Genomic DNA, 11,783 nt, shown 5'->3' with positions numbered 1-11,783 from the left:
CTCAACCCCACCCAAACCAACCTCCCCACCACCTCAACAGCCCAGCACCCCTTCGAACACCAGACCCCTGCAGCAGCGGGAGGCGAACTATAACACCGTTCGCGGAGGGAATACGAAAGATTTCTGTGTTCAGTGCGATCTCGAGAGCCCCCTCCACCAAGAGCCGCCGCCGTGAGCGGAGCACAGGATCAAGCGCACCCACCTAGGGAGGCCGCTTGATAATGGCGCATGTCGTTGATCAATTTGCAGCAAGGCTGCCTCGCTTTTGGACACTTGGCCTTGCTGGACAGGGCGAACTTCACATTGGAGGCCGGAGAGCGCGTCGGCCTGATCGGGCGTAACGGCACCGGCAAGTCGTCCCTGCTTCAAATACTGTACGGACGCATTCAGCCGGACGACGGATCTGTGCAGCGTACACGCGGACTGCGCGTGGGATGGGTGGCCCAGGAGCCTGTGCTCCCCTCTGATCAGAATATCTTCGACGCCGTCTCAGAGGGACTCGCTCCGGTCATCGCGTTGCGTCGTGAGTATGAGCAGACGCAGGAGACCGGGGCTCTGGATCGGCTGCAGACCGAGATCGAGGCACTGGGCGGTTGGAACTGGGAAGCCCGCGTACAAGAAGTGGTGTCCCGTCTTGAGCTGCCCAGGGACGCTATCACGCGTGATCTCTCTGGCGGCATGCGCAAGCGCCTAGCACTGGCGCAGGGGCTAGTGGCTCAGCCTGACGTACTCCTGCTGGACGAGCCCACAAACCACCTGGATATTGATTCGATCCAGTGGCTAGAACAGCTTTTGCTCGACTATCCAGGCAGCGTGGTCACGATCACCCATGACCGATCGTTCCTGAACCGGATCGCAACGCGCATCGTGGAGCTGGACCGGGGGCAGCTGCGCTCATATCCCGGCAACTATGAACGCTATCGCGAGTTGAAGGACGAGCAGCTTGCCCAAGAAAGCGTGCTTAACGCCAAGGCGGACAAGCTGTTGGCACAGGAGGAGCAGTGGATTCGTCGGGGCGTTGAAGCCCGAAGGACCAGGAGTCAGAGCCGGATCAATCGTCTAGAAGTGCTGCGCACACAGCGCGAGCAGCGCCGCAACGCGCTCGGGAATGTGAAGCTGGCCATCTCTGCCGGTGATCGCTCTGCATACCAGGGCAAGATCGTGGCGGAGTTGTCTGGCGTGTCCAAGCGATTCGGGGGAAAGGTCATCGCACAGGACGTCGGATTCACCATCCTGAAAGGCGACAAGGTCGGCATCGTTGGCTCCAACGGAGTGGGGAAAAGCACCCTCCTGAAGATGATTCTGGGAGAGGTGTCGCCGGACTCCGGGACGATTCAGACGGGCCAAAACCTTCAGGTCGCGTACTTTGACCAGTTGCGAGATGCGCTAGACCTCGATGCGACGCTGGAGGACTTCATCAGTCCGGGAAGCGAATGGATCGAGATCGGCAAGGAACGCAAGCACGTGCGCAGTTACCTGGGAGATTTCCTGTTCGATCCAGCCCGCGCGCGGTCCCCGGTGCGATCCCTCTCTGGCGGTGAGCGCAACCGGCTGTTGCTGGCGAGGCTGTTCGCACGCCCCGCCAACGTCCTGGTGCTGGATGAACCCACGAACGACCTGGACATCGAGACGCTGGAGCTGCTGGAGGAACTGCTGGCCCAGTATCAGGGGACACTGTTCCTGGTGAGCCACGACCGCGCATTCGTCGACCAGGTGGTGACGAGCGTGATCGCGCACGAGGGCCCAGGCCAGTGGACCGAATACGAGGGCGGCCTGACGGACTGGCTGACCCAGTCGGCACGGCGCACAGTGGCTGCATCGGCAGCACCGCGCAACCTGCCGGTTGCGCCGCCCACCAAGGAAATGGAGTCTGCACCCGCACCGCGGCGTAAACCCAGCTACAAGGAACAGCGAGAGTTGGAGGAACTGCCGGCGCGCATCGAAGCATTGGAGAACGAGCAGCGGAATATCCACGAGGCGTTGGCCGACGGCTCGCTTTTTGCCACGGACCACCTGCGCGCCAGCCAGTTGACCGAACGGCTACAGGCCATCGAGGAGGAGCTGCTCACCGCACTGGAGCGCTGGACTGCGCTGGAAGAGCTGACGCAGCGCTGAACGGCCCCACGTTTTTACGCCGCAGGCTGGGCTTGGCGGCGTTACCGTGCCTCAACGGTCAGAAGCGTGGAGGCACAGCCGACAATTGCTATTAAGTTCATAGCAACCCATTCAGCACACACAAGCACAAGCCGCCAAAATCATCCAAAGCCGTGCATCGCATCAAACCGTCGCCTGACTCGGGCGCCCGGGTTGTCTCGAACAAGGACCGCACCCCCTACCGCACGCAGGCACGCATCAAATACGGTGATGGAGACGGTCGGTGGCCCCGCGCAGCTTCGTCAGCAAGGCCGAGGCAATCTGGTGCAGGGGCAGCACCTCATCCGCCGCACCGTGTGCGATGGCTTCCCGGGGCATGCCAAAGACGATGCACGAGGCCTCGTCCTGCACGTAGTTGTAGCTGCCGGCGTCCTTCATCTCGCGCATGGCCGCAGCGCCATCGTTTCCCATGCCGGTCAGCATGATGCCGTACGCATTACGGCCCACCACGGCCGCGATCGATTTGAACAGCACTTCCACGGAAGGCTTGTGACGATTGACCGGCGGGCCATCATCGACCACTGCCACATAGTTGGCACCGCTGCGCGCCAGTGCGAACTGCTTACCCCCGGGGGCGATGTACGCATGGCCAGGCAGGATGCGCTCACCTTGCGTGGCCTCCTTGACCGTGATCTGGCACAGGCCATTCAGGCGCGCTGCAAAACTGGTCGTGAAGCCAGGTGGCATGTGCTGTGTGATGACGATCGCAGGCGAATCAGCAGGCATGTGCACCAGCACTTCCTTGATCGCCTCCGTACCCCCAGTCGAAGCACCGATGGCAATGATTTTCTCGGTCGACAGCCTACCGAGCAAGGCACTTGAACTGACGGGCGGCGCACTGGACACAGTGGCCGTGGCGGTCTCCTTGCCTGTGGTGTGCGCGCGATGCACCTTGGCCACCGCAGCTACGCGGATCTTGTCGACGATCTGGGAGGCGAGCTCGTTCAAACCGCTCGCCAGACCTACGCGTGGCTTGGCCACAAAATCGACCGCCCCCAGTTCCAGCGCGCGCATCGTCACTTCCGCACCGCGCTCGGTCAGGGTGGAGATCATCACCACGGGTGTCGGGCGCAGGCGCATCAGGCGCCCCAGGAAGTCGATACCGTCCATGCGCGGCATCTCGACGTCGAGTGTGATCACATCAGGATCCAGTTCCCGGATCATTTCACGCGCTACCAGGGGATCGTTGGCCGTACCCACACACTCCATATCGCGCTGACGATTGATGATTTCGGCCAACAGGCTTCGAACCAAGGCAGAGTCATCAACCACCACGACGCGAATTTTCTTGCTCATCAGAACCGCCAAACCTCTTCAAAACAGATCCACGGAACCACCTGCGTTGCTCTTGGCAACCGTGGCCGCATTGCCGCGCACTTCCTGATCCACCAGCGCCTCGGGATGGGCATGGGCCAGTCGCTTGACCATGGCTTTGCCTGTCACCGGAAAGAACACCACCTTGCGCGGGTAAATGTCCAGCACGTCTTCCGAGACGATGGGAATCCGCTCTGTGTGGAGGTAGTTCAACACGAAGTTGGTGTTGCGCTCGCCCACGTTCATCGTGGTGAAATTGTGCATGACTTGGGCCCCGCCAAAAATCTTGGCCTGCATGGTCTCGCGCCGCGCACCCAACTTCAGCATCTCGTTGATCAACAGTTCCATGGCGTAGGAGCCATAGCGACCTGACGCGTCGGCCAGGTCGCCATCTGGAAGCATGAAATGGTTCATGCCGCCCACGTGCGCACGACTGTCCCACAGGCACGCAGCAATGCACGAGCCCAGTACGGTCATGATGACCAGACTCTCATTGGCGACGAAATACTCGCCGGGCAGAACCTTGACGGAATTGTGCTGAAAGTGATGGTCGAAGTAGAAGAACGAGGCCTCACCCGGTTTGCGTGATTGGGCCTTGAGTTCTTCCAGGGACGACTGCCTCGTCACCACATTGCCGGTGTTGTAGATGTCGGCACTCAGAGGTGCGATGCGCGGCGCCCGCCTGCGCTCCGGCATTCCGCCGGGGGGCGCCGAGGACGGATTCGTGGCCGTGATGGAGCCAGGTCTGGAGATGGTCATGGGCGCAGAGGTAAATAAAAGGTATCAGCGACGCTCGTAGACGGTCTTGCCGCGCAACGTGAACAGATCGCGGGACTCGCTGAAATTCTCGGCGTGCCCCACAAACAACATGCCGCCCGGTTTGAGTACGCGGTGAATGCGCTCCAGCACCTTACGCTGGGTGGGGCCGTCGAAATAGATCATCACATTGCGGCAGAAAACCACGTCGAAGGGTTCCCGGAACGGCCAGTCATCGCGGATCAGGTTGACACTCATGAACTCGATCAAGCGACGCAATTCAGGTTTTGCTCGCACCATGCCGTCGTTGGCGCCTTTGCCGCGCAGAAAGAAGCGATGGAGCCGCTCCTGACTCAAGCCCTTAAGACTGTCGACGCGGTACACCCCGTTGGCAGCTGTCGCCAACACCTTCGAGTCGATATCACTGGCCACAAGCTTGAAGGAGGCCGAGGCGCCGAGCGCCTCCAGGGCTGTGATCACGATGGAGTACGGCTCTTCGCCGGTTGACGCAGCGTTGCACCAGACGCGCCATGGCGAGCCACTGGGCCGCGAACGCAGATGGGACGCGAAAATCTCGAAGTGGTGCTGCTCACGAAAAAAGGCCGTGAGATTGGTTGTCAGCGCGTTGACGAACTCCTGCCACTCTGGGCCGTCGTGCGTTTCCAGCCACCCCAGGTAATCCTTGAAGCTGCCGTGACCGGTTTCCCGAAGCCGCCGGGAAAGACGGCTGTACACCATGGCATGCTTTCCATCATGCAGGCTGATACCGGCACGCTGGTAGATGAGCGCCTGAACGCGCGCGAAGTCGGCGTTGGTCCAGACGAATTCGCGCCCTTGCGCCAATGGCCCCGAAGCACCCAGCCCACCGGCGGTCCCTGTTTCCATGCGTGCGGTGGTCATACGTCTTGCCTCAATGTCAATGCGCTTCAGCGCCCCAGGCCCTCGGTCGCAGAAGATGCAGACTCCCGCAATGCATGCGGACGAGCAGCGCCGCCACTATTCATGAACCGATACCAGCCCCATGTCGGCACTGGACATCAGCTTCTCGATATCCAGCAAGATCAGCATGCGGTCACCCACAGAACCCAAACCGAGAATGCACGAGTTATCGATCGCACTTTCAATGTCTGGCGCGATGCGGATGTTGTCCTGGGTCAGTTCCATCACATCGCTGACCGAGTCCACAACGATACCGACCACGCGGCTGCGGAGATTCAGGATGATGACGACAGTAAAGCTGTTGTAGTCGGCCTGCGCACAATTGAACTTCAGGCGCATGTCGACGATAGGGATGATGGTCCCGCGCAAATTGACCACGCCTTTGATGAACTCGGGGGCGTTCGCAATCCGCGTCGGGGGCTCGTAACCCCGAATCTCCTGCACCTTGAGAATGTCGATGCCGTACTCTTCCTGATCCAGGCGGAAGGTCAGGTACTCACGCGCGCCATTGGGCGCTCCATCGGTTGATTTAGACGTCACACTCATGGTGTGTTCTCCTTGTCATCTCATCACTAAGCGATACGCGACAGGCTGACCTGCAGACTATTCCCGGATCAATGGCGAGCACGGCGCACCAAGCCGCCGATGTCAAGAATCAAGGCCACTGTACCGTCGCCCAGAATCGTCGCTCCAGAGACGTTGGGCACCTTGCGGTAATTGGTTTCGAGGTTCTTGACCACCACCTGGTGCTGCCCGAGCAATTCGTCCACCAGAAGCGCCACACGGCTGCCTTCGGCCTCGACCACGACCATGATGTTGCTGGACTTGTTGAGATCGAAACGTGGTACCTGGAAGATCTTTTCGAGTGCGATGACGGGCATGTACTCGTCCCGCACCTTCACCAGTTGAGACCCCTGCGCCACGGTGCTCACGTCGTTGGGGTTGACCTGGAAGGATTCAACCACCGACGAAAGCGGCAGGATGTAAACCTCGTCACCCACGCCCACCGACATGCCATCCATGATGGCCAGTGTCAGCGGCAGACGCACAGACACTTTCATGCCGTAGCCTTCGGCCGAATCGATCTCCACGGTACCGTTGAGCGCCGCAATATTGCGCTTGACCACGTCCATGCCGACTCCGCGACCGGACACATCTGTCACCTCGTCCGCCGTCGAAAACCCCGGAGCAAAGATCAACTGCCACACATCGGCATCGCTCATCTGCTCGGACACCTCAAGGCCGCGCTCCTGTGCCTTGCGCAGAATCTTCTCGCGCGACAGGCCCCGGCCGTCATCCCTCACCTCAATCACGATGGACCCCCCCTGATGTGAGGCCGACAACGTGATGGTTCCGTGCTCAGGCTTGCCTTTGGCCAGACGCTCAGCGGGCAGCTCGATACCATGGTCACAGCTGTTGCGCACAAGGTGGGTGAGTGGGTCGGTGATCTTTTCGACCAGCCCTTTGTCGAGTTCGGTCGCCTCTCCAAGCGTGACAAGCTCCACCTTCTTACCCAGCTTGTTGGCCAGATCACGCAGCATCCGCGGGAAACGACTGAACACAATCGACATGGGGATCATGCGAATCGACATGACCGATTCCTGCAGATCCCGCGTGTTGCGATCCAGATCGGCCAAGCCAGCCAGCAATTGCTGATACGCCCCGGCGTCCAGTCCACGGCTGTTTTGGGCCAACATGGCCTGCGTAATCACCAGCTCGCCCACCAAGTTGATCAACTGATCGACCTTGTTGACCGCCACACGAATGGTGGTGGACTCCATCTGCGACTGCGCAGCGGCCTTGGACTCCGAAGTCGATGCTTTGACGGCTGCTCCGGATTTCGAGGCCGCGGCAGAAGCAGCGACAGGCGCAGGCGACGTAGAACTCCCTGGTGCGCCGGGGGCGTCGCTGAAGAATCCGTACGCAGCTTCGCTCGCATCGGCGCTGGAGGAGTTCGCGCCCACCTCTTGGAACACGACCTGCTCTTTCGCCACATGGAAGGCAAAGAGATCCAGCAAGTCCTCTTCGGTCGAAGCGGTTTCTACGGAGAAAACACGCACGCCAGGTGCAGTGGAGGGCAGATCCTGAATCGTGCCCAGACCGGCGATGTCTCGGAACAGGTCCTTGATCGGCTCGGCCAATTCTGGCTTATCGAGCGGGCCGATACGGATTTCAAGCCTGCGTGCCACACCTGCACTGCCACCGCTCGGTGCGCTCGCGGGAGCAGCTGGAGCCGGCTCAGGAGCCGCCACAGGCGCAGGCGCGGGTGCCGGACTGTCCGCAGGTACGACCCCAGCAGCCAGTTCGCTGATGCGCTTGACCAGACTTGCTGTCGATACCGCCTCGCCCTGACCACCAGCCTGGTGCCGCGCAAGGAGACTGCGCGAAGCATCTGCCGATTCGAGCAGAACGTCCACCATGGCAGGGATAGGCTGCAATTCATGGCGACGCAGGCGGTCGAGCAGCGATTCCATCTGATGCGTCAGCTCCGCGACGTCAGAGAAGCCGAAAGTCGCTGCCCCCCCTTTGATCGAGTGAGCGCAGCGGAAAATACCGTTCAGCTCCTCGTCGTTGGCCTGGCTCAGATCCAACTCCAGAAGCATCTGCTCCATCAGATCCAAGTTTTCGCCAGCTTCCTCAAAAAAGATTTGGTAGAACTGACTGAGGTCAAAGTCGCCGCCTGCGCCTGAACCTTCCTGATAACTTTCCGCCATGGTGAGCTCCTGTCTAACGGCCTGCCGCCGGGTCAGTCCGGGTCAGCGGATCACTTTCTGAATCACTTCAATCAGCCGATTGGGATCGAAGGGCTTCACCAGCCACCCAGTGGCACCGGCAGCACGACCCGCTTGCTTCATCTGATCGCTCGACTCGGTGGTGAGAATCAGTATGGGAATGGTCTTGAACTTCGGATGGTCACGCAGCTTGCGCGTCAGCCCGATACCGTCCAAGCGGGGCATGTTTTGGTCGGCCAGAACCAGATGGATGTCGTGCGCCTCAGCCTTTTCCAAGGCATCCTGCCCATCCACCGCCTCGACCACGTGGTAACCGGCACCTGTCAGGGTGAAGGCCACCATCTTCCGCATGGACGGCGAATCATCAACGGCAAGAATCGATTGCATGTACAGCTCCAACTGGCTTGAATATAGAGAGGATTCGAGAGATAGGGGTCAGAACAGATCAACGGAACCCGCGTCCATCTCGCTCTGCGTGACAGGATTGGGCCGATCAGGCGCCATTTCGGCAAACGGGGCGGCCTCCTCCCCTTCTTCGTGACCCATGGCTTCCGATGCGAGACGGAACGCACAGGACTGCAAAACCTTGGTGGTGTGCCAAATCAGCTGCGAGGCCATATCCTGAAACTGCAGCTCCGTCACAGCCCCTCGCAATGCGCTGCGGGCGGCTTCCAACTCGGCGGACGACCCAAGAACGGGGTTGGCAAGCGCAGCGTTGGCCTCGCCGAAGCGTTCCATCAGATTGTCCGCGGCATGATTCAGCAACCCCTCCAGGCGGTGCAGGTCGTGCATCACCACCAGCAAGGAGTCCTGGAGTTCCGCTGCCACCATGACAGGGACATGCACTGCCGGTCCATCCGTCGTAGTCAAGTTAGATTGCATCGTTTCTCCATCGCAGCAGATGCAGCGGCTAGGCAAGTCAGAACACCCGTCCACTGCGTTGGCTTGTGTGCCCACCCACTCATCTTGCCAGCAGTGTCCCAAAGATTTGACGCCAGCCCTACGATCTGTTGGCCCGGGACAAACACCCTTGTTTGTTCCAATTTGTATCCTATGATAGCGCTCCTATGCATGTTATGGCGCCACCTCGCGCTCTTCGCATACTCCATCTGGAAGATTCTCTGACGGATTACGAACTGGCAGCCCTGACACTCAGGCGCGCAGGCATCGTGCAAGCCCTGGTGCGGGTTGATACGCTGGAAGACTTTCGCGATCTGACATCGCAAGGAACGTTCGATCTCATCCTGGCAGACTATTGGCTGCGATCCTTTACGGCGCTCGACGCATGGGCAACGCTCCAGGAGTTGCCCCACCGCCCGCCTTTTGTATTGCTATCGGGTGCAATTGGCGAGACTGCCGCTGTGGACGCCGTCCGGCTCGGGATTGCAGACTACCTGCTGAAAGACGATCTCGTTCGACTCCCGATCGTGATCGCGCGGACTTTGGAGATGGAGGACGCCCGAAAGGCCAAAGAAAAGGCAGCGAGCGAACTTGCGCTGTCCCAACAACGACTCGCCGAGCTTACCGAACACCTGCAGACATCCATTGAAAAGGAAAGGGCGGCCATTGCACGCGAAATCCACGACGACATCGGTGGATCCCTGGCCGCCATTCGTTTCGATGTTTCGTGGATAGCGCGCAACACTCAAGACACCGAAACCGCAGCACATGCACGATCTGCGCTGGACATGCTGCAGCATGCGATAGGCGCAAGCCAGCGGATCCAGATGGACTTGCGCCCCCCCATCCTCGAACAAGGCCTTGTGGCCGCCGTCGAGTGGCTTGCACGCTCCTTTGAGCGCCGCACGGGTATTTCCACCCAGCTTCGAGGTGGCATGCAGCACCCGATGCTGGACGGAGACATCCGACTAGTCGCCTATCGAACGGCTCAGGAGGCTCTCACCAACGTCTCCAAATACGCACAGGCACAGCACGTCTATATCGATTTTTCAGACAGCGGAGGCCTGCTTACACTGGAGGTAACGGACGATGGGGTTGGCATGGATGCCGCGCAGCGCCACAAGCCCGGATCCTTCGGACTTCGGGGTTTGCAGGAGCGTGCACGCACTGTCGGGGGCTGGCTGGATGTCAGCAGCCGCCTGGGTGAGGGCACCAGCCTGACCCTGTGCGTCCCGCTGGATCTCCATCCGTCACTACCCAGCAAGGAAGAATGATGATTCGCGTGGTGCTGTGCGACGATCATGCCGTTCTGCGCCGCGGCATCCGGGATACGTTGAGTGAAGTCTCCGACATCATGGTCGTTGGCGAGGCGGGCGGGTACTCGGAGTTGCGGGATGTACTTCGGACGGCACTATGCGATGTCCTCCTACTGGACATCAACATGCCGGGACGCAACGGTCTGGAAGTGTTGGCCAGCCTGAAGGAAACCGGCTCGGCGGTCAAAGTGCTGATGGTATCGATGTACCCTGAAGACCAGTACGCCTTACGCTGTCTACGTGCCGGTGCATTTGGCTACGCCAACAAGGCCGGAGACCCGCTTGAACTTGTATCGGCCGTGCGCACCGTTGCTCAAGGACGCAAGTACCTGACTCCAGACGTGGCGCAGATGCTGGCAGACAGCATTGCAGAGCCCACTCCTGAACTGCCTCATTCGGCCCTGTCGGAGCGGGAATTGCAGACCTTGGTCAAAATTGCATCAGGCAAAAGGCTTTCAGACATCGCCGAGGAACTGATGCTCAGCCCTAAAACGGTAAGCGTCTACCGGTCGCGTGTTCTGGAAAAGCTCAAACTCACCAACAACGCCGAACTCACGGTGTATGCCATCCGAAACCAGCTGGTCTGATATCCACCCGGCGACTGGCAAGCATCAACGACTGGCCTGAAAGATATCGATGGCCTGCTGCATCAAAGCCACCACAGGTTGCTCCAGCATAGGCAATGTTGCGGCGATTCCGAGCAGTCCCACCGCAAGGGTCACAGGGAATCCCACGGCATAGATGTTCATCTGTGGTGCCACCCTGGAAATGATGCCCAGCACAAGATTGACGAACGTCAGCAAGGCAATCATGGGTAGCGCGATCCACAACGCGCTCGAAAACAGCGAGGCACCGAGTTCATGCAGACGCATCTGCCCGATCGCCTGTAGAAAGTTGCCAGATACCGGGAATCGATCAAAGCTGTGCACCACTGCCATAAGGACCATCAGGTGCCCGTTGATGACCACAAAAAGCAGCATTGCCATGTGCCCGAAGAATCGGGCTACCGCGCTAACCTGGGCATTACTGGCGGGATCGAAGAAACTTGCAAAGTTGAGCCCCATTTGCAGCCCCACAACCTCGCCGGCAAACTCGACTGCGGCGAATACCAGTCGAACGGCAAAGCCGATCGACAGTCCGATGACAACTTGCTGAGCGACAGCCCCCAGCGCCTCTCGGCTGTTGAGCCCGACCATCGGCTGCCCTGCCAGAGTCGCCTGTGCTGACACAGCCACCAGAAAGGCCAGGGCAATTTTTACGCGCATGGGAACTGCGCGCATGGAAAACAAGGGCGCCACCGAGAACACCGCAAGGACCCGCAGAAAGGGCCACAGGATCGGAGATATCCAAGCCATCAACTGCGCTTCCGAGATCGTGATCACGGTTGCAGCGCCTCAGCCGATGACCGACGGAATCGATTCCAGCGTACGGCGGATGAAATCCACCAAGGTTTCCAGCATCCAGGGCCCCGCAATCGCGAATACCACCACAGCGGCGACCAGTTTGGGCACGAACGCCAGTGTGGCTTCGTGGATTTGCGTAACAGCTTGAAAGATGCTGACCAGCAAACCAACGGCGAGCACCACCCCCAGCACGGGCATGGAGATCGTCAGCAGCAACGACAACGCGTCGCGCCCGATGGTGAGTACCAGTTGGGGAGTCACAACTGCAC

12 protein-coding genes are annotated in these 11,783 nt (G+C 59.9%); 3 read left to right on the top strand and 9 right to left on the bottom strand.

Annotated elements, in window-relative coordinates; all coding sequences use genetic code 11:
- The first annotated feature begins 228 nt into the window (after positions 1 to 228).
- Positions 229 to 2,115 (top strand): ATP-binding cassette domain-containing protein, encoded by a 1,887-nt coding sequence (locus tag ABD866_RS00865; protein WP_345060265.1) that lies wholly within the window; start codon positions 229 to 231, stop codon positions 2,113 to 2,115.
- 237 nt (positions 2,116 to 2,352) lie between these two features.
- On the opposite strand, the gene ABD866_RS00860 is transcribed toward ABD866_RS00865, so the two are convergent.
- The 7 genes from ABD866_RS00860 to ABD866_RS00830 all read right to left on the bottom strand — a co-directional run bounded on the left by ABD866_RS00860 (position 2,353) and on the right by ABD866_RS00830 (position 8,777).
- The gene (locus ABD866_RS00860; protein ID WP_345060263.1) at positions 2,353 to 3,450 is read right to left on the bottom strand and encodes a protein-glutamate methylesterase/protein-glutamine glutaminase; all 1,098 of its coding nucleotides are present in this window, start codon (positions 3,448 to 3,450) and stop codon (positions 2,353 to 2,355) included.
- An 18-nt stretch (positions 3,451 to 3,468) separates the two neighbouring features.
- A complete protein-coding gene (gene cheD, locus ABD866_RS00855) occupies positions 3,469 to 4,227 on the bottom strand; it encodes a chemoreceptor glutamine deamidase CheD (protein WP_345060260.1) in 759 nt (252 codons plus the stop codon).
- A 24-nt stretch (positions 4,228 to 4,251) separates the two neighbouring features.
- Positions 4,252 to 5,109, bottom strand: a complete 858-nt coding sequence (locus tag ABD866_RS00850; protein ID WP_345060277.1) for a CheR family methyltransferase — start codon at positions 5,107 to 5,109, stop codon at positions 4,252 to 4,254.
- 111 nt (positions 5,110 to 5,220) lie between these two features.
- A complete protein-coding gene (locus tag ABD866_RS00845) occupies positions 5,221 to 5,709 on the bottom strand; it encodes a chemotaxis protein CheW (RefSeq protein WP_345060258.1) in 489 nt (162 codons plus the stop codon).
- Between the two features lie 68 nt (positions 5,710 to 5,777).
- Entirely contained in the window at positions 5,778 to 7,877 is a 2,100-nt protein-coding gene (locus ABD866_RS00840) for a chemotaxis protein CheW (RefSeq protein WP_345060255.1), read from the bottom strand.
- A gap of 42 nt (positions 7,878 to 7,919) precedes the next feature.
- Positions 7,920 to 8,282 (bottom strand): response regulator, encoded by a 363-nt coding sequence (locus ABD866_RS00835; protein ID WP_345060253.1) that lies wholly within the window; start codon positions 8,280 to 8,282, stop codon positions 7,920 to 7,922.
- A 48-nt stretch (positions 8,283 to 8,330) separates the two neighbouring features.
- Positions 8,331 to 8,777, bottom strand: coding sequence for a hypothetical protein (locus tag ABD866_RS00830; protein WP_345060251.1), 447 nt, complete (start codon positions 8,775 to 8,777; stop codon positions 8,331 to 8,333).
- 185 nt (positions 8,778 to 8,962) lie between these two features.
- Between ABD866_RS00830 and ABD866_RS00825 the strand changes: the two genes are divergently transcribed.
- On the top strand, positions 8,963 to 10,069 hold the full coding sequence (locus ABD866_RS00825) for a hybrid sensor histidine kinase/response regulator (protein WP_425549523.1): 1,107 nt from the start codon (positions 8,963 to 8,965) through the stop codon (positions 10,067 to 10,069).
- A complete protein-coding gene (locus ABD866_RS00820; RefSeq protein ID WP_345060275.1) occupies positions 10,069 to 10,698 on the top strand; it encodes a response regulator in 630 nt (209 codons plus the stop codon). Before ABD866_RS00825 ends, ABD866_RS00820 begins: the two co-directional genes overlap by 1 nt.
- Positions 10,699 to 10,722: 24 nt before the next feature.
- On the opposite strand, the gene fliR is transcribed toward ABD866_RS00820, so the two are convergent.
- Together fliR and fliQ are read right to left on the bottom strand one after the other, a co-directional pair.
- The gene (gene fliR, locus ABD866_RS00815; RefSeq protein ID WP_345060247.1) at positions 10,723 to 11,493 is read right to left on the bottom strand and encodes a flagellar biosynthetic protein FliR; all 771 of its coding nucleotides are present in this window, start codon (positions 11,491 to 11,493) and stop codon (positions 10,723 to 10,725) included.
- 12 nt (positions 11,494 to 11,505) lie between these two features.
- A complete protein-coding gene (fliQ, locus tag ABD866_RS00810) occupies positions 11,506 to 11,775 on the bottom strand; it encodes a flagellar biosynthesis protein FliQ (RefSeq protein ID WP_345060245.1) in 270 nt (89 codons plus the stop codon).
- Positions 11,776 to 11,783 lie beyond the last annotated feature (8 nt).

The sequence above is a fragment of the Acidovorax lacteus genome (assembly GCF_039540375.1).
Taxonomy (GTDB): domain Bacteria; phylum Pseudomonadota; class Gammaproteobacteria; order Burkholderiales; family Burkholderiaceae_C; genus Acidovorax_G; species Acidovorax_G lacteus.
The sequence above is the reverse complement of the archived record's forward strand: the minus strand, read 5'-3'. Positions and strand labels throughout refer to the sequence as shown.